The sequence below is a fragment of the Janthinobacterium sp. 344 genome, from assembly GCF_900112025.1.
GTDB lineage: Bacteria > Pseudomonadota > Gammaproteobacteria > Burkholderiales > Burkholderiaceae_D > Janthinobacterium.
Genome location: NZ_FOKL01000003.1, coordinates 33,123 through 55,609, shown reverse-complemented (window position 1 = coordinate 55,609; position 22,487 = coordinate 33,123). Strand labels below are relative to the sequence as shown.

Here is a 22,487-nt window from a genome sequence, read left to right as displayed (position 1 = left end):
ACTACGGCGCCACCTGGCGCGCCAGTTGCGCCAGGCGCCGCAGCAGCGGCGCGTAGACATCGGGCGGCGTGTTGCCGTAGCCGATCACCAAACCATTGTCTGTGGGCAATGGCGCCAGCGCAAAGCTCGACAGCGCTGTCGGCGCCATGCCGTACGCGCGCGCGGCCCCGGCGATGGTGGCATCGGGAAACGGCGCGGGCAAGCGTACCGTCAGGTGCAAGCCGCAATGCCCGCCTTCGATGCTGTGCGGCACGTCGAAATGCTGCGCCAGCGCCGCGCGCAAAGCCTGTTGCCGCCCGCGGTACAAGCGCCGCATGCGCCCCAGGTGGCGCACATATTGCCCGCTATCGATGAAATGCGCCATGGCCAGCTGTTCCAGCCGGTGCCCGCCGCGCAGCATGGCGGCCAGCGGCGGGCGCACTGTCTCCAGCAAGGCGGGCGGCAAAATCAGGAAACCCAGGCGCAAGGCGGGAAACATGGTCTTGCTGAACGTGCCCACATATAAGACCGGTCCCTGGCTGGCCAATCCCTGCATGGCGGCAATCGGCTCGCCCGCATGGCGAAATTCGCTGTCGTAGTCATCTTCGATCAGCCAGGCACCGTGCGCCCGCGCCGCCTCGATCAGCTGCAAACGCCGCGCGGCGGACAGTACGGCGCCCAGCGGATACTGATGGGCCGGCGTCGTATACACCAGGCGCGGTGGCCGGGCCTGCCAATTTTCCGCGCTGGCCAGCATGCCTTGTCCATCGACACGCATGGGCACGATGCGCAGCTCGCCCGCGCGCATGGCCGCCTTGGCGCCCCGGTAGCCGGGATCTTCCACCCAGGCCGTGTCGCCGGGGTTGCTCAGCAGCCGCACGCACAGTCCCAGCGCTTCCTGCGCCCCTTCCGTGATGATGATTTGTTCTGGCACGCAACGCACGCCGCGCGCCACGCCCAGGTAGCGGGCGATGGCCCTGCGCAAGGCAGGTTCGCCGGACGGCTCGCCATACGCCAGCGCACTGCTGCCGCTGGTGCAGGCGACATCGAGCGCGCGGCGCCACGCCGCCAGCGGAAACTGCGCCAGCGCCGGTTCGCCGGGACGCAGCGCGGCGGGCCCATGTTCCGTGACCGGAGCCGCCGACAGTGGCAGCACGCGCCGCGCCAGCGGCGGCATGGGCGGCGCCGCCGGCGCCACGCCTGGCGCCGGCAAGGCGGCGACCACGGTGCCTTGCCGCCCCGCGACGACCAGGCCTTCCACCGCCAGCTGCTCATACACGGCGCTGACGGTATTGCGCGAGATGGCCAGGGCCTGCGCCAGTTGCCGTGACGCGGGCAGGCGGCTGCCGGCCAGCACACGGCCATCGAGGATGGCGTGTTTCAGGCGCGCATGCAATTGCCGCTGCAGCGGCGCGGCGTCGGCGGCGCGGGACAGGGGCAGTTCGAGGGCGGTTTGCGGAGGGTTCATGGGCGGCATGGCAAGTCGTGGCACCATGCAATATACCTTATATGGTACTTGTGATGAGGCCACGCCCCGCTTATTCTGCCCGTCACAGGCCGGCATGGTGCCGGCCCATGCAACCAGAAAGCGCCCATGTCCCCTGTCTTGAATTCCTTCCAGCAACCCATCGGCGCCCCCGCGCCGGACTGGACCGTTCGGCCCCGTCCAGAGCGCATCACCCTGCACGGCCGGTATTGCCGCCTGGAGCCGCTCGATGCCGCGCGGCATGCGGCCGACTTGCATGCCGCGTATGCGCAGGCACCGGACCAGCGCGGCTGGACCTACATGCTCATGGGTCCCTTCGATGACCTGGACAGCTACCGCGCGTACGCGCGCCAAGCCGAGCAGAGCAGCGATCCCCTGCACTACGCCGTCATCGATCTGTCCAGTGGGCAAGCCCTCGGCACCCTGGCCCTGATGCGCATCGATCCGGCCAACGGCGCCATCGAGGTCGGCACGGTGATGTTTTCGCCGCGCCTGCAACGCACGCCCGCGTCCACGGAAGCGCAGTTTCTGCTGATGCACTATGCATTCGATCCCCTGGGCTACCGCCGCTACGAATGGAAATGCGACAGCCTGAACGCGCCTTCGCGCCAGGCGGCGCTGCGCCTGGGTTTCCAGTTCGAAGGCATCTTCCGCCAATCCGGTTTCTACAAGGGACGCAGCCGCGACACGGCCTGGTTTGCCATCATCCGCAGCGACTGGCCCGCCCTGCGGCACGCCATGGAACAATGGCTGTCACCGGAGAACCTGCAGGCGGACGGCACGCAGCGGCAAGCGCTGGCTGCCTTGCGCGGCACGACGGCAACATAGAAGTTTGCGCTGCGTCAATCGTGTTGGGCTGGACATTGCTGAGAGGCTATGATGGGCGAGCCGCTCTCCTGCAGGCGGGGGGCTGCGGTATGCCCTGAAAATGGATTACACTGAAATTGCTTTTTAGAAATTTGTTACTCTGGACCAGCCAGGGTGAGCGCCGCTTTGCTCAACCCAGCCAGTGTTGGAGCAGGCCCTGGCTCGTCCGTCGTCCTCCCTATAAAGAAAGAGTCCAATGAAAAAGCTGACCACCGCCTTTGGCGCGCCTGTTGTAGACAACCAGAATATCCAGACGGCCGGGCCACGCGGCCCCGCCCTGTTGCAAGATGTGTGGTTCCTGGAAAAACTGGCCCACTTCGACCGCGAAGTCATCCCCGAACGCCGCATGCATGCCAAGGGATCGGGCGCGCACGGCACGTTTACCGTCACGCACGACATCACGCGCTATACGCGGGCCAAAATTTTCGGCGCGGTGGGCAAGCAAACCCCCATGTTCGCGCGCTTTTCCACGGTGGCTGGCGAACGGGGCGCGGCCGATGCGGAACGCGACATCCGCGGCTTCGCCCTGAAGTTCTATACGGAGGAAGGCAATTGGGATCTGGTCGGCAATAATACGCCCGTGTTTTTCATGCGCGACCCGCTGAAATTCCCCGATCTGAATCACGCCATCAAGCGCGACCCGCGCACGGGTTTGCGCAGCGCCAACAGCAACTGGGACTTCTGGTCGTCCTTGCCCGAAGCGCTGCACCAGGTGACGGTGGTGATGAGCGACCGGGGCTTGCCGCGCAGCTTCCGCCACATGCATGGCTTCGGCAGCCACACTTTCAGCTTCCTGAATGCGCAAAACGAACGCTTCTGGGTCAAGTTCACCTTCAAGACCCAGCAAGGGATACAAAACCTGACGGACGCCGAGGCCGAGGCACTGGTGGGCAAGGACCGCGAAAGCTCGCACCGCGACCTGTATGACAGCATCGAAAACAAGGATTTCCCCCGCTGGACCCTGTACGTGCAGATCATGCCGGAAAAAGAGGCGGGCACCTACCACATCAACCCGTTCGACCTGTCGAAGGTGTGGCCGCACGGCGACTATCCGCTGATCGAAGTGGGCGTGCTGGAACTGAACCGCAATGCGGACAACCATTTCGCGGAAGTGGAGCAAGCCGCCTTCAACCCGGCCAATGTCGTGCCTGGCATCAGCTTTTCACCGGACAAGATGCTGCAAGGCCGGCTGTTCTCGTATGGCGACGCGCAGCGCTACCGCCTGGGCGTCAATCACAGCCACATTCCCGTGAACGCGCCGAAGTGCCCGTTCCACAGCTATCACCGCGACGGCCAGATGCGCGTCGACGGCAACCAGGGCGGGACCCTGGGCTATGAACCGAACAGCGAGCAGGAATGGGCGGAACAGCCCGATTTCCGCGAGCCACCGCTGAGCCTGGAAGGTGCGGCCGACCACTGGAACCACCGCGTGGACGAGGATTACTATTCGCAGCCGCGCGCCCTGTTCCAGCTGATGACGCCGGCACAGCAGCAGGCGCTGTTCGAGAATACGGCACGCGCCATCTCGGGCGCTTCCGCACAGGTCAAGCAGCGCCACATCGGCAATTGCACGCTGTGCGACCCCGCCTATGGCGCCGGCGTGGCCGAAGCGATCGGCCGCCTGAGCCAATAAGGCAGGCTGATAGCACGCAGGCCGCAAGACGGCATGGAAGGCCTGCCAACAGGCTTGTTACCGCAGTGCCCGGCGGCAGGCAGGCCCGCCGCCGGGCCCGCTTGCCGCCTACCAGCGCTGGATATCGATCTGGCCCGTGATGCTCGTTTCCACCGGATAGCCCTCGACCTGCAACGGCACGCGCCGCTTGACGGACGCATCGCGCAGATACACGACGAGGGCTTCCTTGCCCACGACCGTCTGCCCCAGGCTGACGCCTTCGACGCCGTCGATGGCCATCAGCGCCCGCTCATTGCGCCGCCGCGCCGCTTCCAGGCGGCCCTGCGGTACGGCCGCGGCGTTTTGCCCTTGGCCCATGCCTTGGCCAGGGACGTCATCGGGCAAATACGGCATGGCGGCGTCCTCGAAGACGGCATATGGCGATTGTGCGAATTTACTGTTTGACATGACACACCCTCCTGATGCATTCCATGATACACCCGGCCACCCGGCGCTGCAGCCCCCTGCGCCGGACGCAACGACGTGTGGCCGCCAGACCATCATCGTGCAAAAAACAGCGCGGGGCAAGGCGGCGCGACACCGCCCTGCCCGGCCCTGGCAGCGTGCTCAGGTGTACAAATTGATGTCGAGCGCCACCACCACGCGCCGCATCTGGTTGGCAAACGTGATGTTGTTGCCGCCTGCAAACAGCAGGCCGACGGGATTGCGCTGTTGGTTCCAGGTCCAGATGGAGGAGCCGGAATCGCCGCCCGCGCTGAACGCGCCGCTGAGGCCCGTAATGGCGATCTGGTCCTGGAACAGCGCGATCCTGCCGCTGCCATAATTGACGTTGATGGTGGCGCCCAGCCCCGTGATGCGGCCTTGCGTCAATTGCGTCGTGCGTCCCGATTTGCCCACCTGCATGCCGAGCACGGGTGCCACCAGCGCGTTGCTGATGCGGAAATACGCGGGCACGCCGCCGCTCAGGTAGACCAGTTCGGGCCGTACCCTGTCTGGCCAGGCCCAGCCGGTGGCGCAATCGACAAAATTGACGCCGCCACTGAAATTGATGGGCACGAAGCGTTCCAGCACGGCCACCTGGTCTTGCGGGCAGCGGCCGCCATCGATGGGGCCAGGCTGCACGATGCAATCGTTGAAGACGCCGCCGTTCGAGTTGGCCAGCACGTGATTATTGCTCAGGATCATCAAACGGCCGTTGCGCGGCGCGCTGCGGCCCACGGCCAGGCAGCCGATGGTGCCGGCCGTGATGCGGAAATGCCCGACCGATACCCCGCCCGGTGCCGGCCGCAGGCGGAAGCGGTGCGGCTGGGCGTCGATGACGCCCGTGACGACGATATTGACGGGCACCTTGTCGCTGGCCACGGCACGCACGCCCATGGCGCCCACGATGGCCGCCTTGGCGCGGTCGACGGACGTTGCCTCGGCAACGTACAGGGTCAGGGCCGGCAGGCCCGGTTCGCCCGATGCACTGTCGCTGGCGCCCTCGCCCAGGCCGATCGATACGCCCTGGATATTGCCCCCATCGCTGAAGGCATCGGCCGCGCGCGCGCCGCCCGCCTGGGAAATGGCCTGGCGCATGCCGTCTTCGATGCTGCGCTTAATTTCCAGCAACTCCATGCTGACGCCGCTCAAGGCGTCGGGTACTTCCGATACGGAAGCGCTCTCGATCGTGCCGTCGCTGTTGCCGGGGCTGGCAAATTGATCGATCGCTTCTTCGTCCTCGGCCGACTGCCCCTTGCCGGCGGCGCCTGGCGGCGCGCTGAAACCATTGTCATTTCCGAACATGATGTTCTCCTCGTGGGTCGCTCCCGACGGTCAGTGTGGGCCGCTGGCCGCCGCCGGTATTGATCTGGATTGAACTGCGCTGGCGCCTGCCATCGGGGCGGCGGCTGGGTCCGGAGCCGATCCCGGCACGCAGCGTCTTGCGCCGGCGGCACATCGGCGGCGCGGATACGGCACCAGGAGCACGCGTGGCGCGCCAGGCGACGGCTCCCGAGGCCATCCCCGCTTCCGAGGGGCGTCAGCGGCGGCGGCCTGCATCCACGGGGAGAGGTGCGACGTGCGTTGAAAAAGTTCCGTTTTCAAGCTTGAGAGAGATCAGGCGTGCAAATGGAGGCCGCGCCGTATACTGCATCGACAGACTGGCAATCGGCCTGCGCCAGACATGCACGGCATGCAATAGCGGGAGACGGCAATGAGGACGCGATGACGAGCCTTGGTACGCAGAATGATGCAGCGGCAAGTGGCGGCACGGAGCCTGATGAAGCGGACGACAAGGATCCACGCGCCCGCTTCGCGCATGGCATGGCTTCCTATGCGGCCGAACACCGCCTCCACCCCTGGCGCGGCAGCTTTGCCGGCTTCCTGGAGCATATCGTGCCTGCCGGCGCCGCCTTGCTGGCGCGCAGCGCCCACCAGTACTTGTGGGACATGATGCGCTGGAACGGGCAGACGGACGACAGCGGGCATTTCCGCTGCCGCCTGTTCGATGACGAGCTGTTCGGCATCGACGAAGCGATCGACCGGGTGGCCGCCTACTTCAAGGCGGCGGCCGCCGGTTCCGAAGTGGGCCGGCGCATGCTGCTGCTGCTGGGACCGCCATCGGGCGGCAAGTCGACGATGGTGATCCTGCTCAAGCGGGGCCTGGAAGAATACAGCCACAGCGACGAAGGCGCGCTGTACGGTATCGGCGGCTGTCCCGTGCACGAATCACCGCTGCACCTGGTGCCGCACCGCATGCGCGCCGGCTTTCGCGACAGCTACGGCGTCGAACTGCAAGGCGAACTATGTCCACATTGCCGGGCCCGGCTGGAAGAGGACTACGCGGGCGACTTCCTGCGCATGCCCGTCGAACAAATTTATCTGTCCGAGGCGGGCCGCTGCGGCATCGGCACCTATGCGCCGCATGACCCCACGACGGCCGACCTGGCCGACCTCGTGGGCTCCGTCGACCTGTCGAAAGTGGCGCAATATGGCGACGAAGGCGACCCGCGCGCCTGGTCGTGGTCGGGCGCCGTCTACGCGGCCAGCCGCGGCATGCTGGAAATGATCGAAATCCTCAAGGTCAAGCGCGAATTCCTGTATCTGCTGCTGACACTGACGCAGGAAAAGAATGTCAAGGTATCGCGCTTTCCCTTGATTTACCTGGATGAAACCATCCTTGCGCATACGAATCTGGCGGAATTTCGCAAATTCCTGCAAGAAAGCGAAAACGAGGCATTGCTCGACCGCATGGTCATCGTGCAAGTGCCGTACACCCTCAATTACCGGGAAGAAGCGCGCATCTACCGCAAGCTGATCCGCTCGGCCGCGCCCGCCTTCCGCGACGTGCACCTGGACCCGCACGTGCTGCATGCGGCGGCCGTGTTCGCCATTCTGAGCCGCCTGCCGGAAGGCGATGACAAGGAGGCGGAGCTGGTCAAGAAGTTGCGCATCTATGCCGACGAGGACATCGATGACCTGCCGCATGCCGAGGTGCGCCGCCTGCGGGAGCGCGACAGGACGCCGGACGAAGGCCTGTCGGGCGTGTCGCCGCGCTTCGTCATCAATGCCCTGTCGCACGCCATCATCGCCGCCCAGCGCAACAGCCTGTCCACCATGGATGTGCTGCTGGCCTTGAAGGATGGCATCGAAAGCGACGCGCGCATCGAACCGCGCCGCAAGCGCAAGTGGATCGACTACCTGGTGCTCACGCGCAAGGATTTTTATAACCGCTGGGTCAAGGCCGACGTGCATAAAGCCCTGTTCGTTTCATTCGAGCAGGAAGCGCATGATTTGCTGAACAAGTATCTCGATGAGGTCGAGGCCATGCTGGACAACCGCCAGATCCGCGACCCCATCACCAGCGAGGAACGCCGTCCCGATGAACGCTTTTTACGCGCCGTCGAGGAAAAGATCCATATCAGCGATTCGGGCAAGCAATCGTTCCGCCAAGAAGTGGTGCGCAAGGCCATGGGCGCCTTCAAGCGGGGCGAAGCGTTCGGCCTGGGCAGCCACGCGCAGCTCAACGACGCCGTGCAGCAATACCTGTTCGAGCAGCGGCGCGACGTGCTGCGCCTGGTCAGCTCATCGCGGCGGCCCGACGAGGACGTGCGCGCCAAGATTTCCGCCGTCGAGCAGCGCCTCGTCGACGAATATGGCTATGACGTGCACAGTGCGCGCGAGGCGCTGAACTACGTCACCACCTTGCTGGCACAGGAATAACCATGAGCGCCACGGCCACGCCAGGCAGCGCAAGCGAGCAGCAACAGCACGCCGGGCGCGCTGGCGATGCGGCGCCAGGCGCGCCCCGGCTGGCGCAGCCTTGGTACGCCCTGTTTTCGCGCGGCGCACGCGACTGGCTGCGCCATAACCAGAAGGTGCGCGAGGCCGTGCAGGCGCACCTGCCCGAGCTGATCGCCGGGCCCGACCTCATCGGCGGGCCGCAGCAGCGCACAGTCCAAGTGCCCGTGCGCCTGCTCGAGCACGCCCGCTTCCGCCTGGCGCCCCCCCGCAACGGCATCGGCGCGGGCCAGGGCGAAGGCGAGCCCGGCACTATCCTGCGCGCGGCGCGTCCCGCCACGGCGGGCGAAGGCGAGGCGCAAGGCGACGGTGGCAATGGCGAGGGTGAAGTGCGCTTGCTGCTGGAGTTTGCCGTCGATGACATCCTCGACTGGTTATGGGAGGAACTCAAGCTGCCGCACCTGAAACCGCGCCACCTGAGCGTGCTCGACGACGTGCAGCTGCTGCGCGCCGGCGTGGACCGGCATGGCGCCCGCTCGCGCCTGGACCGGCGCCGCACCGTGAAGGAAGCCATCAAGCGGCGCGCACTGCAGACACAGCCCATTCCCTTCACCAACGACGACTTGCGTTACCGGCAAGTGCTGCAGCGGCCACGTCCCAGCACGAACGCCGTCGTGTTTTTCGTGCTGGACGTGTCCGCCAGCATGGCGCAGGCGGAGCGCAAGCTGGCCAAATCCTTCTTTTTCTTTGCCTTGCAAGGCTTGCGCCGCAGCTATGCCAAAGTGGAAACCCGCTTCATCGCGCATACGACGCGGGCCTGGGAGTTTTCCGAAGCGGAATTTTTTCAGGTCAACGGCATGGGCGGCACCATGGCGTCCAGCGCCTTCCGCCTGAGCCACGAGCTGCTGCAGGAACGCTATGCGCCTGGCCGCTACAACGCCTATCTGTTCTATGCTTCCGATGGCGAGAATTTCAGCGAAGACCGCGGCGCCGCCAGCCTGGCCCTGGACCAGCTGGCTGGCATGCTCAACTACATGGGCTATGTGGAAACCGTGCCCGGCGTGCCGCGCAGCCTGGAAACGGAAATGCACAGCCTGTGCGCCGAGCAGGAGCGGCGCGGCCTGCCCCTGCACAGCAGCATCCTGGCCAGGCCGGACGATGTGTGGGCAGCCATCCGCACGTTCTTCCGCCACGAAGCGGCCAGCGCGGAGGATTGCGCATGAGTAAACAGGATCAACAGGATAAACAGGCTGAACAGGCTGAACAGGCTGAACAGGCGATCATCCAGGCGCAGGCCAGCGACCTGTCGGCTGACGCCGCCACCCTGGCCAGCTATGCTGCGCGCATCGAAACGCTGGCATTGACGTTGGGACTGGAATTTCCCCGCGTCGATTTCGAACTGGTGCCCGACAGTTTCATGGCCGAGATCGCCATCTATGGCTTGCCCGTGCGCATGCGCCACTGGTCGTTTGGCGTGCGCTATATCCACCAGCTGGTGCACCAGAAGATGGGCCATTCGCACATTTTTGAAGTGATGTTTCCCGGCGACCCATGCCACGCCTACATGGCGGAACACAATTCCGTGGCGGAAAACACCCTGGTGACGGCGCATGTGCTGGCCCACGCCGACTTTGCCAGCCGCAACGCGCTGTTTCAGCGCTTTGGCGCCATGGCCGGCACGCGCATTCTGGAGCACAGCGCAGCGCGGGCCCTGCGCATCGAGGCGGCAGTGCGGCGCCATGGCCAGGACAAGGTGGAAGCCGTGCTCGACGCGGCGCTGGCACTGGAGCAGCACGTGGACGTCCATGCCGCCCTGCACCGCCCCCCGTATGCGGGCGACGCTGCGCCGTTCGATCCGGTACGGCCGGGCGCACAAGATCACGCAGGCGACTCGAGGCCTGCCGGCAGCGCCCATCCTGCTCCCGCGCCAGGCCATTTTTCCCGGCGATACCAGCGTTTGCCGGGCGAGGCCGACGCGCTGGCGGCGCACGAGGCGGCGCGGCTGCGCCTGGCGCAACGGCCGTTGCTGCCGCCCTACCCGGAATATGATGTATTGTGGTTCATCGCCCACCATGGTCCCGAACTGGCCGACTGGGAACGCGACATCTTTCTGGCCGTGCGTGAAGAGTCGTTTTATTTCTATCCCGTCTTTGCCTGCCAGATCATGAACGAAGGCTGGGCTTCGTACTGGCATGCGCGCTTGCTGCGCGAAGCGGATTTTTTGCCGCCCCCACTGTACCTGTCCGCCATCAAATCGCACTCGGACGTGGTGCGCCCCTACGCGGGCGAACACCAACTGGCGCTGGCCATCAATCCCTACCACCTGGGCTTTTGCATGTGGGAGCGCATCATCGAACGCCATGGCCTGGCGCGCGCGCGCGACATCTGCCGCGACGATGACGATTTCAGTTTTATCCGTAACTACCTCGATGCGGAACTGGCCGACCAGCTGGGCCTGTTCGTGCATGAAAGCCGCCGCGATGGCGAGACGCGGCTGGCCAGCCGTGACTTGCCGGCCATCCGTGAAGCCATCCTGGCCCCAAAATACAATTATGGCGCCCCGTGCATCGCCGTCACCTTGCTCAACGACGACGGCAGCCTGGTGCTGCGTCACGATCACCAGCGCGATGGCCGCGGCCTCGACCTGGAACGGGCGGAACGGGTGCTGGCGTACATCGCCCGTATCTGGCGCCGCCCCGTCACCTTGCACACGGCCGACTTCCGCGGCACGCCGCGTGTCATCCACAGCAAGAGCGACGGCGTACCGGAACCGCCCGCGCCGACGGCGGCGCCGGTACAGCATTGAACGAACGGACAGCAGACACGCAAGGGACCGCACGGGAAGCAACCGCCGGGTTTTGCTCAGGCCGCACCTGCATGCTTTTTCGGCGCAACGCGCCTGGCTGGCTGTCTGCCTGTCTGCCTACTTGCATGCCTGCCAGTCTGCATGCCTGTCTTTCTGTCTGTCTACCTACTTGCATGCCTGTCTACCTACTTGCATGCCAGTCTGCCGACTTGCCTGTCTATCTGTCTATCTGTCTATCTGTCTATCTGCCTGTCTGCCTGTCTGCCAGTCTGCATGCCTACACGCCTATTTGCATGCCGCCATGCCAAGTACCCTGCCTGGCATCGTCTTCACGCGCGGCCTGCTTGCGCCAGGTACCAGGCGATGGTCTGGCGCAAGCCTTGCGCCAGGTCATGCGTGGGGGCATAGCCGAGCAGGCGGGCCGCCTTGGCGATGTCGGCTTGCGAGTGGCGCACGTCGCCGGCGCGAAAATCGCCGTAGTCGGGCGCCAGCGGCAAGTGCCGCGGACTGGCCGCCTGCAGCATGTGCTGCATGGTGAGGTGCAGCTGGGTCAGGCTGGTGCGGGCGTTGACCGCCACGTTGTAGACCTGGTTGACGGCCGCCGGGTCGCTGCAGGTGGCGGCCAGGATATTCGCCTGCACGGCATTGCGGACGAAGCAAAAGTCGCGGCTGGTGGCGCCATCGCCATGAATTTGCACGCGCTGGTTGGCCAGCATGGCCGTGATCCAGCGCGGAATGACGGCGGCGTAGGCGCCCAGCGGATCCTGCCGCGGGCCGAAAACATTGAAATAGCGCAGCCCCACGGCTTGCGTGGCGTAGCAGCGCGCATACACTTGCGCGTAGAGTTCGTTGACGTACTTGCTCAAGGCATATGGGGACAATGGCGCGCCGATATGCTGTTCCACCTTCGGCAAGGCGGCGTGGTCGCCATACGTGGCGCTCGATGCCGCATACACGAAGCGTTGCACGCCCGCATCGCGCGCGGCGGCCAGCATATTGAGAAAGCCGCTGACATTGACGGCATGGCACAGCAGAGGGTCTTCCAGGGAGCGCGACACGGAACCGAGCGCGGCCTGGTGCAGCACATAGTCCACGGCGCCATCCGTGCCGGCCCGATCGACCGCGCCCGTGCTGGCGTTGTTGACCTGGTTGTCCCCGTTGCCCTCATTGCCGTCGTCGTCCTTGTTACCCTTGTTACCCTCGTCACCCTTGTTACCCTCGTCACCCTCGTTACCCTTGTTACCCTTGTTACCCTTGTTACCCTTGTTACCCTCGTCACCCTTGTTACCCTCGTTACCCTCGTTACCCTTGTTACCCTTGTTACCCTTGTTGCCCTCGTCGTCCTCGTTACCCTCGTTGCCCTTGTTACCCTCATTGCCCTCGTCGCCCTCGTCGCCCTTGTTACCCTTGTTACCCTCGTTACCCTCGTTACCGTCGTTGCCCTCATTGCCCTCGTTACCCTTGTTGCCCGTGCCGCCATTGTTATCGTTGATATCCTTGCCGCCATTCTGTTCGCTGTTGTGCGTGATACCGATGTGGTCATGACTTTCAAGAGTGTCACCGCCGCCACGTTTACCACGGCTGCACAGACCGGCGCCGCCCCCCGCGTCAGCGTCATGTCGCGCTTCGGCATGGCCGGCGATGGCCGCCGAGCCGCCGGCGTCATCCACGGCGGTGCGGGCCATGCCAACAGCGGCCATATCGGCTGCGTCCGCAACCCCGTCCGCGCCGGCGCTGCCGATATCGGCGAGATCAGCACGACCGGCATGGGCGCCTGTGGCGACACGCGCCGTGCCGCCACAGGCGCGCGCGCACGCTTGCGGATCGCGGATATCGCCCTCGATCAGGGTGAAGCGCCGCCACGCGTCTTCGCCCACGCTGGCGCGCACTTGCTCCAGGTTATGGCGGTGGCCCGTCATGAAGTTGTCCAGGCCGCGCACTTCCTGTCCCAGTTGCAGCAGGGTTTCCAGCAGGTGCGAGCCGATGAAGCCGGCCACGCCCGTCACCAGCCAGCGGCGCGGGTGTTGTGCCAGCTGGGCGCAGGCGCGCGCATACGCGCTGTCACCGGCAGGCACATCAGGCGCGCCTGGCCACCCGCCATCCGCGCCCCGGTCCGCGACGGTCTTGCCGTGCCCGGCCGCCATCACAGCCGCCACACGTGCAGGCCGCCGTCTTGCAGGAGGCGGGGGTCGAAATGCGACTTGATGTCGATGAAGCAGCCATTTTCCAGCACCTTGGCCTGGAAATCGCTGAGCGGGCGGGCCAGCAGCGCCTGGTGCGACACGGCGCTGATGATGGCTTCGGCCTGCGGCAGCTGCTCCCAGCTTTCCAGCGACAAGCCATATTCCTCCAGCGCTTCGCGGCCATCGGCGACGGGATCGTGCACGTGCACCTGCACGCCATACGATTGCAGTTCGTGGATCATGTCGACCACCTTCGAATTGCGCAAGTCCGGACAGTTTTCCTTGAAGGTCAGGCCCAGCACGTTCACATGGGCGCCCTTCAGCTTGAAGCCGGCCCGCACCATTTCCTTGATGGTCTTTTCCGCCACGAACTTGGCCATGCCATCGTTGATGCGGCGCCCTGCCAGGATCACGTGCGGGTGGTAGCCCAGCATTTCCGCCTTGTGCGTCAGGTAATACGGGTCGACGCCGATGCAGTGGCCGCCCACCAGCCCCGGGCGGAATGGCAGAAAGTTCCATTTGGTGCCAGCCGCCTGCAGCACTTCCAGGGTGTCGATGCCGATGCGGTCGAATATGATGGCCAGCTCGTTCATCAGGGCGATGTTCAGGTCGCGCTGCGTGTTTTCGATGACCTTGGCCGCTTCCGCCACGCGGATGCTGGAGGCGCGGTGCACGCCGGCCCCGACCACGCCTTCATACAGCGCCGCCACCTTGTCCAGGGTGGCATCGTCGTCACCGGAGACCACCTTGCGGATGCTGTGCAGGGTATGGTCCTTGTCGCCGGGATTGATGCGTTCGGGCGAAAAACCCACGTGAAAATCCTGCTTCCAGCGCAAGCCGGAATGCTGTTCCAGGATGGGAATGCAGATTTCCTCGGTGGCGCCCGGATACACGGTGGATTCATAGATGACGATGGCGCCGCGCCGCATGTGGCGCCCGACGGCCGCGCTGGCCCCTGCCAGCGCGGAAAAGTCGGGATTGTGCGCGCTGTCGACGGGCGTGGGCACGGCCACGACGATGAAGTCGGCCAGTTGCAGCTCGGCCGCATCGCAGCCCACGCTCAGCCATTGCGCGGCCAGCAGCTGTTCATGGCTGACTTCGCCGGTGGGGTCGATATGCCGGCGATAGCTCTCCACCTTGCGCGCCGACAAGTCGAAGCCGATGGTGCGCTGGCGCGTGCCGAACGCCACCGCCAGCTGCAAGCCCACGTAACCGAGTCCCACCACCGCCACCACGCCGCCGCTGCTCTCCACTTTGCTGTCCATAGAATCTGCTCCGAATGGTTGCGGCCTGCGTGGCGCCGTCGGGGAAATTCTACGGTTGCAGCTTTGCTCATTCTTGAGCGGGAACAAGAAAGCGGGAGCGTCCACGGCCGCCTGCGCCACCAATCGGCAGCCTGTTGAGCGCAATCAATGAGGCCGGCGGCCATCTTTTTAAGCTAGACCGTGCCCATCCTGCACGCCGCTACCGGAGACTTCCATGGCCCGTCCCCTTGTCCTTCCTGTTCTGCGCTCCCTCGCCCGCCTGCCGGCCGCCGTCCTGTGCGGTGCCCTGCTGCTGCCCCTGCTGACGGCTTGCCACGGCACCCAAAGCAGCGAAACCCTGCTGGCGGACGCGCAGCAGTACCGGCAGAAAGGCGAAGCCCGGGCCGCCATCATCCAGCTGAAGAATTTGCTGCAAAAAGACCCGGAAAACGCGGCCGCGCGGCTGCTGTTGGGCAGCATCTATATCGATACGGGCGAGGCGCTGTCGGCCGAAAAGGAGTTGCGCAAGGCGAAGTCGCTGGGCCTGGCGACGAGCCAGGTGATGCCGCTGCTGGGCAAGTCCTGGCTGATGCTGGGCCAGTTCGACAAGGTCCTGGCCGAGGTCGCCGACGATGCCGCGCTGCCGCCGTCCGTGCTGGCCCTGCGCGGCGACGCCCTGCTGGCCCTGGGCCGGCAGGACGAGGCGCGCGCCCTGCTGACCCGCATGCTGAATGCGCATCCGGGCCAGGTGGAAGCACTGCTGGGCCTGGCGCGCCTGGCGGCGCTGGAGCAGCAAGTCACGGCGGCCGAGCTGCTGCTGGCGCAGGCGCTGAAAAGCGCGCCCGCCAACCTCGACGCCTTGCGCCTGCAGGGCGACCTGCTGCGCCTGCAGGGCAAGAGCGACGCGGCGCGCCTGGCCTACATGCAGATCCTCAAGATCAAGCCGGACAATACCCAGGCACACATCGACCTGGCCAACCTCGACATCGTGCAGAACCGCTTTACGGAGGCGGCCGGCCAGCTGGCCACGGCGCGCAAGACGGCGCCCAACAGCCTGGGCTTGCTGCAGGCCCAGGCGCTGCTCGATTTCCGCCAGGGCAAGAACAAGGCGGCCCTGCAAGGCTTGCAGCTGGTGCTCAAGGCGGCGCCCGAGCACATGCCGTCCATCCTGCTGACGGGCGCCGTGCAGCTGGCCCTGGGGTCACCGCAACTGGCGGAAAGCTATCTGCAGCGCTTCCTGGCCGTGTATCCGCGGCATCTGTATGCCGTCAAGATGATGGCATCGATCGAACTGATGCGCGGCAAGACGGACGCCGCCATCGACTTGCTGATGCCCGTGCTGGGCGCCTTTCCCGACGACGTGGAATTGCTGTCGCTGGCGGGCGAGGCGCATTTGCGCGCGCGCCGCTACGACAAGGCCACGGCGTATTTTGAAAAGGCCAGCGGCCTGGCGCCGGACACGGCCAAGCTGCACGCGGCGCTGGGCATCAGCCGCCTGGGCATGGGCGAGAACAGCCGCGCCATCAATGAACTGGAACGCGCCAGCATGCTCGACAAGGGCACGCCGCAGGCGGGCACCATGCTGGTGATGACCTTGCTGCGCAACAAGCAGAACGACAAGGCCCTGGCCAGCGTGCAAATGATGGAAAAGCAGCAAGGCACGAACCCCGTGCTGCTGAACCTGAAAGGCGGCGTTTACCTGGCCTTGCGCGATTTACGCGCCGCGCGCGCCAGTTTCGAGCAGGCGCTGGGCATCGATCCCGTCTACCTGCCCGCCTTGAACAACCTGGCGCAGATCGATCTGGCCGAGAAGAAACCCGACCAGGCGCGCCAGCGCTTCGAGCGCGCGCTGGCGAAAGCGCCGAAGAATGCCGACCTGTGCGCCGCGCTGGCCAAGCTGGCCGCCTCGGAGGGCAAGACGGACGAGGCGCGCCGCTGGCTCGAGCGGGCCCACCGCGACAATCCCGACGCCGTCGCGCCGGCCCTGTTGCTGAGTAACTTTTACCTGAAAACGGGCGCGCCCGACAAGGCGCTGGAACTGGCGCGCACCCTGCAGACGGGCCACCCCGGCGACGCCGACGCGCTGGCCCTGCGCGCGCAGGTGGAATACAGCGCGGGCCAGGCTCCGGCCGCGCTCGACAGCTACACCAAGCTGGCCAGCATCCAGTCCGGCTCGGCGCCCTTGCAGATGCGCATCGCCAGCCTGCACCTGGCCCTGGGCGAGCATGCCAGCGCGCTGCAAGCCGTGCGGCGGGCGCAGGTGCTCGACCCCACCCTGCTCGAAGCGCGGGTGGTCGAAGTTGCCATGCTGCTGGCCCTGAACCGCCAGCGTGAAGCGCTGGCCGTGGCGCGGCAGGTGCAGGAACAAGAGCCCAGGCTGGCGGCCGGCTACAAGCTCGAGGGCGACGTGCTGATGGAACAGAAGCTGCCGCAGCAAGCGGTCAAGCTGTATGAACGTGCTTTCCAGCTCAGCAAGATCGGTGCCCTGCAAGTGCAGTTGTACCGCGCCCTGCAAGCGTCCGGACAGACGCCGGAAGCCGATGCGCGCATGGCGGTGTGGCTGAGGGAGCATCCAGACGACCTGCCCACGCGCAATTACCTGGCCGGCACCAAGCTGGAAGCGCAGCAATACCGCGCCGCCATCGAGCACTTCCAGTACATCGTGGCCAAGGAACCGGGCAATGTGGTGGCGCTGAACGACCTGGCGTGGGCGTATCAGCAGGAAAAAGACCCGCGCGCGCAGGCGACGGCGGAACAGGCGCTCAAGCTGGCGCCCGGCAATCCCGCCGTGCTCGACACGCTGGGCTGGATCGTGCTGCAGCAAGGCGATGTCAAGCGCGCCACCACGCTGCTGCGCCAGGCGGCGTCGCTGGCGCCGAAAGCGCCGGAAATCCAGTACCACCTGGGCGTGGCCCTGCTCAAGTCCGGCGACAAGGGCGGCGCGCGCAAACAACTGGAGCAATTGCTGGCGGCCAACAAGGACTTTCCGCAGCGGGCCGAGGCGCAGGCCTTGCTGACCCAGCTCTAGGCCATGGCGGCGCACGCGGCCCAGCCCAGCCTGGCGGCGCGGCCACTGGCCCTGCTGGCGGGGGCCGCCTGCGTGCTGGCCCTGCGCCATTATCCGCTGGGCCATGGCTGGCCCGGCCTGCTGTTTGCCGCCCTGCTGCCCGCGTACTTTCTGCTGCTGTGCTGGCGCCCCGCCTGCTGGCTGTTCTGCCTGCCCGCCCTGCTGCCCGTGCTGGACCTGGCGCCGTGGACGGGCTGGTTCTTCCTGGAAGAAATCGATTTGCTGCTGTTGCTGACGCTGGCCTGCGGCTACTGGCGCCTGGGCGGCCCCGTGCAGCCAGCCCAGGCGCGGCTGTCACCCGCTGCCCGGCTGTGTCTGCTGCTGTGCAGCCTGGCCTGGCTGGTGGCCTTGCTGCGCGGCGTGCTGCCGCTGGCGCCCGTCGATGCGAATGCCTGGGACAATTATCTGAGCCCGTATAACAGCTTGCGCCTGGGAAAAGCCTGGGCCTGGAGCATGCTGCTGCTGCCGCTGCTGCTGCGCGACGCGGGGGCGGACAACCTGCGTCGCTATGCGCTGCCCGGCCTGCTGGCGGGACTGGCCATGGTGAGCCTGTTCGCGCTGTGGGAACGGGCCGTGTTTCCCGGCTTGCTGAACATGTCCAGCGACTACCGCATCACGGCGCCGTTTTCCGCCATGCACACGGGCGGCGCCGCCCTCGATGGCTACCTGGCGCTGAGCCTGCCGTTCGCCGCCCTGTGGCTGGCGCGCGCCCACCGCCGCTGGCACGCGGCGCTGGCCCTGGCGCTGCTGGGCCTGGCCCTGCATGCGGCCTTCACCACGTTTTCACGGGGCTTGTACGCGGCCATGCTGGCGGCCATGCTGCTGTTTTTCTGGCAAGTCCTGGCGCCGGGCCGGCGTCCCGTGCGGCACGGCCAGCGTCCCGTGCTCGGCCTGCTGCTGGCCGGCCTGGGCGCCGGCGCCCTGTTATATATGTTCAGCCAGGCCGGCTACCGGGGCTTGCTGGCCGCCGTGGTGCTGCTCGGTGCCAGCTTCGTGCTGGCCGCGCGGCCCCTGCCATGGCGCCTGGCGCCGGCCAGCGTGCTGTGCGCGCTCTGCCTGCAAGCCGTGCTGGCCAGCTGGTGGCCGGACCCGGCGGCGCATCAGGCCGCCGGCTGGCTGAAAGGGCCGTATTGCCTGTTCCTGCTGGCGGCCCTGCTGCTGGCCGGCGCGCTGTGGCCGTCGGCTGGCGCCCGGCACGGCCCGGCGCGCCTGGGCGTGGCCATGCTGGCGTGGACCTTGCTCGCCTGCAATCTCGGCTGGATAGGCTGGCACTGGGCCGGCAGCAAAGCCTTGCCGCCCGCCGGCCTGGTCGTGCTGCTGGCCATGCTGATGCTGTGCAACGGCCGCCTGCACCCGCCGCTGTGGCGGCTGGACCGGGCCAGCCTGGGCGTGGCGGGCGCCGCCGGCATGCTGTGGCTGCTGGCCATCCCCGTTTCGGCCAGCTATTACGCCACCGAACGGTTCGCCACCACCGCCTTCGACTTGCACGGACGCTTGCGCCACTGGCAGCAAGTGCTGGCCATGCAGCCGCCCACGTGGGACAGCCGGCTGTTCGGCATGGGCCTGGGCAGCTTTCCCGCCACGTATTACTGGCACAATCCCCAGCGCGACGTGCCGGCCAGCATCCGCTATGCCGATGAGGGAGAAAATCGCTATGTGCGCCTGGCCAGCCCCGGCTACAGCGCCGGTTATGGCGAGCTGCTGCGTCTGCTGCAACGGCTGCCCGTGCAGCCCGCCACGCGCTACACCCTGGCGCTGGACGCGCGCCGCAACGGCGCCATGCCCGTCCTGCTGGTCCGGCTGTGCCAGCGCCAGTTGCTGTACCCCCAAAATTGCATCGCTGCCCCGCTGCGCCTGCGTCCGCCACCGGCGGGCAGCCCGCCATGGGCCTGGCAGCATTATGAAGTCCCGCTCGACAGCGGCCCGCTGGGCACGGGCGGCTGGCTGCTGCGCGCGCCCGTGCAACTGGAGCTGGCGGCCAGCGGCACGGCCACCTCGTCCGTCGTGGACATCGACAAGCTGAGCCTGCGCGCGCCGGGCGGCGAGGAACTGATCGCCAATGGCCAATTTAGCCAGGCAAACAACTACTGGTTTTTCAGCAGCGACCACCATCACTTGCCGTGGCACGTCAAGAACCTGGCGCTGTACCTGCTGGTGGAAGCGGGCTGGAGCGGCGCGCTGGCCATGCTGGGCCTGCTTTGCCTGGCCGGCCTGCGGCTGCGACGGCAATGCACGCGATCCGCGCAGGGCAGCCTGGGCCGGCATGGCGCGCTGGCCTGCGGCGCGGCGCTGGCCGGCTTTCTCGTCGTCGGCCTGTTCGACAGCCTGCTCGACGTGCCGCGCATCGCGCTGCTGTGCTATCTGATGCTGCTGTGCGCGCTGTTGCAACCCGCCCTGTCCCCACCTTCTCATCCTGCCGAAAGTACGCCCCCATGAAATCCTTTCTGTTGACCTTACTGTTCCTGGCCCTGTGCGCTCCCCCGCCCTGCGACGCGGACGAGGCGCTGGCGCAGGCGATCGCCCGCATCAAGCCGTCCGTCGTCGGCGTGGGCAGCCTGCAAAAGACGCGCACGCCGCCGATGAACTTTATCGGCACGGGATTCGCGGCGGGCGATGGCTTGAGCGTGCTGACCTGCGCCCACGTGATCCAAAAGCTGCTCGACGCGAATCCGAACGAGGTCATCGGCATCCTCACGGGCCAGGGCGAGGCGGCGCAGTTTCGCCCAGCCAAGGTAGTGTCCATCGATACGGAACACGACCTGGCCCTGCTGCGCCTGGCCGGCGCGCCGCTGCCGGCCCTGGCGCTCGGTGATGCGGGCACTGTCCGCGAAGGCCAGGCGATGGCCTTCATGGGCTTTCCGCTGGGCACGCTACTGGGTCTGCACCACGTGACGCACCGCGCCACCGTGTCATCGCTGACACCGGTGGTCATGCCCAGCGAAAACGCGCAGCGGCTCGATACGCGGCGCCTGGCGCAGCTGCAAAAATCGCCCTACACCGTGTTCCAGCTGGACGCGACGGCGTATCCGGGCAGCAGCGGCAGCCCCCTGTTCGATCCCGAGACGGGCGTGGTCTACGGCATCGTCAACATGGTCTACGTGAAGGGCCTCAAGGAGACGGCCATCAGCGCGCCCAGCGGCATCACCTATGCCATTCCCGGCAATTACATGCAGGCGATCTTGCTCAAAAATAAATGAACAGTCAGTTGCGCCCCTGCCTTAGCCGGTCGGTGATGCCAGGCTCATCCCATGTTGGAAAAAAAAAGGGGTAAAACGACCGTTCACCCCCATGCTGTTCCATCAGGCCACCGTATTTGCGAATCTGGGCGCCCATGTAATCGAGGTCCAGCCGTAGCAGCACGGCCGGCGCTCCCACGCGCGTGCACTCCCGCTCGCCGCCGAAGTCCTTGAAACCCAGCATGCGCTTGTAAAACACCACGTGGCGCGGATTGACTTCAATCACGTAATCCGTAAAGCCATGGATATTGTGGGCATAGATATAAGAAATATGGATCAGTGCCGCGAAGACGCGCTTGCTGACGCCCTTGTCGATGGCCAGGCGCGACGGTTCGCACAGGCGGCGTCCCTGCTCGCGCAGCACGTCGAGCTTGTCGCGAAAATTTTCATCGGCGGGCAAGCCCGTCTCGTCATTGTCCAGGCACAGGGTCATGGTGCCGACGGTGGTGCCGGCCGTTTCCGCGAACAGGGTGATCTTGTTCAGCGCGTGCGTGGTGGCGGGATCGACGGCATAGCCGCGCCAGCCGTACATCTTGCGGATCAGCAAACTGGCCGCTTCGCGCCGTCCACGCGAATTGGCCATGCGGATATGAAAGCGCTGCAGGTCAAGCTCGTGCTCCATGGCCGGGTCGATCTGCCCCTCGCCCACCACCAGGTCGCTGAATGTGCCCGGCGTGTCGAAGGAAATAATGGGTTCATCTTCCAAGTTCATCTTGTCCTCACGTTCATCGGCAGCCGTCGAGACGGACTGAAGCCAATGCCTTGTGACAAGTAAAAAACTGGAGAAGTTCCCCTATCCGTTCAAAAAAACAGAAGAAATTGGCGTTTTAATAGCAAAATAGCATGCTGAAATTTGCCTGTCGGTACAAAATGACAAATAAAATGGGCGTTTTGACAGTGCCGAGTCCTGTCTAAAAAAAGCTCTCCGGGATCAGCAGCACATCGCCGGGCCGCATCATGACGTTGGCGGAAATATCGCCCTCCTTGAGCAGGTCGTCCAGCCGCACGCGCAGCTGCAGCTGGCTGCCGTCGCGCACGCGGATGATGCTGGCCTTGTTGCCGGCGGCGAAATCGGTGATGCCGCCCACGGCGATCAGGACATCCATCAGCGACATTCCCAGCCGGTACGGCAGCGCCTGCGGCTTGGCCGCCTCGCCGATGACGCGGATCTGCTCGCCATACGGCCCCGAGAAATTCGTCACGATGACAGTCACCACGGGCTGCTGGATGAACTTGCTCAAGGCTTGTTCGATATCGCGCGCCAGCTGGGTCGACGTCTTGCCGCTGGCCGCCAAGTCTTCCACCAGCGGCGTGGTGATCTTGCCGTCGGGCCGCACGGAGACCGTCAGCGACACTTCCGGATTGCGCCAGACGATGATGTTGACGGAATCGCCCGGCCCGATCAGGTAGTCGTGCATGGGCGCGCTGTCGTCGGAGGGCGCCAGCGGATAGCGCGTGCGGCAGGCGCCCAGCAAGCTGGCCGTGGCCACCATGGCCAGCGCGTTGACTACAAATGCACGGCGGAACAGATTCATGCTGGGCCTCTTCATGTCGATGGCGCGCCACGTGGCGCCCCAAGCCGCCGGCCGCGCAGAACCAGCCTGGGCCGCGAACTTCCTATGATTATTAAAACGCGGCAAGTGAACCTTGAGGCGTATCAAGAAGCAATCATCTTGGGAAATCTTGCTCAGCCGCCGCCCTATACTTTGCTTACTCAACAGGCAATATTCATATTGCAACGCCGTTGTCCACGCGCCGGCGCTTG

Annotated in this window: 13 protein-coding genes and 3 pseudogenes; 8 read left to right on the top strand and 8 right to left on the bottom strand. The window is 65.8% G+C overall.

The annotated features are described in order from the left end of the window. Window position 1: 1 nt before the first annotated feature. Window positions 2-1,447, bottom strand: a complete 1,446-nt coding sequence (locus tag BM193_RS09845) for a MocR-like pyridoxine biosynthesis transcription factor PdxR (protein WP_254786016.1) — start codon at window positions 1,445-1,447, stop codon at window positions 2-4. A gap of 126 nt (window positions 1,448-1,573) precedes the next feature. On the opposite strand from BM193_RS09845, the pseudogene BM193_RS09840 reads away from it, so the two are divergent. Together BM193_RS09840 and BM193_RS09835 are read left to right on the top strand one after the other, a co-directional pair. Beyond that, a pseudogene (locus tag BM193_RS09840) lies at window positions 1,574-2,275 on the top strand (GNAT family N-acetyltransferase); the annotation flags it as partial. A gap of 253 nt (window positions 2,276-2,528) precedes the next feature. Beyond that, entirely contained in the window at window positions 2,529-3,965 is a 1,437-nt protein-coding gene (locus tag BM193_RS09835) for a catalase (protein ID WP_092797559.1), read from the top strand. Between the two features lie 108 nt (window positions 3,966-4,073). On the opposite strand, the gene BM193_RS09830 is transcribed toward BM193_RS09835, so the two are convergent. Further along, window positions 4,074-4,412 (bottom strand): hypothetical protein, encoded by a 339-nt coding sequence (locus BM193_RS09830; protein WP_092797558.1) that lies wholly within the window; start codon window positions 4,410-4,412, stop codon window positions 4,074-4,076. A gap of 159 nt (window positions 4,413-4,571) precedes the next feature. After that, complete coding sequence (locus tag BM193_RS09825; protein ID WP_092797557.1) at window positions 4,572-5,750, bottom strand: chymotrypsin family serine protease; 1,179 nt, start codon at window positions 5,748-5,750, stop codon at window positions 4,572-4,574. 420 nt (window positions 5,751-6,170) lie between these two features. On the opposite strand from BM193_RS09825, the gene BM193_RS09820 reads away from it, so the two are divergent. Genes BM193_RS09820 through BM193_RS09810 form a run of 3 tightly spaced genes read left to right on the top strand, consistent with a single transcriptional unit; the run spans window position 6,171 to window position 10,992 of the window. Next, window positions 6,171-8,168 carry a serine protein kinase gene (locus BM193_RS09820; protein ID WP_254786014.1) on the top strand — a complete coding sequence of 666 codons (1,998 nt, stop codon included), beginning with the start codon at window positions 6,171-6,173 and terminating at the stop codon, window positions 8,166-8,168. A 2-nt stretch (window positions 8,169-8,170) separates the two neighbouring features. Continuing rightward, window positions 8,171-9,409, top strand: a complete 1,239-nt coding sequence (locus tag BM193_RS09815; RefSeq protein WP_092797556.1) for a DUF444 family protein — start codon at window positions 8,171-8,173, stop codon at window positions 9,407-9,409. After that, window positions 9,406-10,992: a SpoVR family protein gene (locus tag BM193_RS09810; protein ID WP_092797555.1), complete on the top strand. Its 1,587-nt coding sequence runs from the start codon at window positions 9,406-9,408 to the stop codon at window positions 10,990-10,992. The genes BM193_RS09815 and BM193_RS09810 overlap by 4 nt, the downstream gene beginning before the upstream one ends. A 329-nt stretch (window positions 10,993-11,321) precedes the next feature. On the opposite strand, the pseudogene BM193_RS09805 reads toward BM193_RS09810, so the two are convergent. The 3 genes and pseudogenes from BM193_RS09805 to BM193_RS09790 all read right to left on the bottom strand — a co-directional run. Then, window positions 11,322-12,116 (bottom strand): annotated as a pseudogene (locus tag BM193_RS09805) (NAD-dependent epimerase/dehydratase family protein); the annotation flags it as partial. Window positions 12,117-12,713: 597 nt separating this feature from the next. Further along, window positions 12,714-13,025 (bottom strand): annotated as a pseudogene (locus BM193_RS29075) (GDP-mannose 4,6-dehydratase); the annotation flags it as partial. Window positions 13,026-13,135: 110 nt separating this feature from the next. Beyond that, window positions 13,136-14,440 carry a nucleotide sugar dehydrogenase gene (locus BM193_RS09790; protein ID WP_092797554.1) on the bottom strand — a complete coding sequence of 435 codons (1,305 nt, stop codon included), beginning with the start codon at window positions 14,438-14,440 and terminating at the stop codon, window positions 13,136-13,138. Between the two features lie 214 nt (window positions 14,441-14,654). Here BM193_RS09790 and prsT point away from each other — a divergent pair, with 214 nt between their 5' ends. Genes prsT through BM193_RS09775 form a run of 3 tightly spaced genes read left to right on the top strand, consistent with a single transcriptional unit; the run spans window position 14,655 to window position 20,683 of the window. Next, window positions 14,655-17,447: an XrtA/PEP-CTERM system TPR-repeat protein PrsT gene (gene prsT, locus BM193_RS09785; RefSeq protein ID WP_092797553.1), complete on the top strand. Its 2,793-nt coding sequence runs from the start codon at window positions 14,655-14,657 to the stop codon at window positions 17,445-17,447. A gap of 3 nt (window positions 17,448-17,450) precedes the next feature. Further along, window positions 17,451-19,922: a hypothetical protein gene (locus BM193_RS09780; protein WP_092797552.1), complete on the top strand. Its 2,472-nt coding sequence runs from the start codon at window positions 17,451-17,453 to the stop codon at window positions 19,920-19,922. Next, on the top strand, window positions 19,919-20,683 hold the full coding sequence (locus BM193_RS09775) for a S1 family peptidase (RefSeq protein WP_092797551.1): 765 nt from the start codon (window positions 19,919-19,921) through the stop codon (window positions 20,681-20,683). Before BM193_RS09780 ends, BM193_RS09775 begins: the two co-directional genes overlap by 4 nt. Before the next feature lie 4 nt (window positions 20,684-20,687). On the opposite strand, the gene BM193_RS09770 is transcribed toward BM193_RS09775, so the two are convergent. Beyond that, a complete protein-coding gene (locus BM193_RS09770; protein ID WP_092797550.1) occupies window positions 20,688-21,434 on the bottom strand; it encodes an N-acyl amino acid synthase FeeM domain-containing protein in 747 nt (248 codons plus the stop codon). A 199-nt stretch (window positions 21,435-21,633) separates the two neighbouring features. Next, the gene (locus BM193_RS09765; protein ID WP_092797549.1) at window positions 21,634-22,257 is read right to left on the bottom strand and encodes an XrtA/PEP-CTERM system exopolysaccharide export protein; all 624 of its coding nucleotides are present in this window, start codon (window positions 22,255-22,257) and stop codon (window positions 21,634-21,636) included. Between the last annotated feature and the right edge of the window lie 230 nt (window positions 22,258-22,487).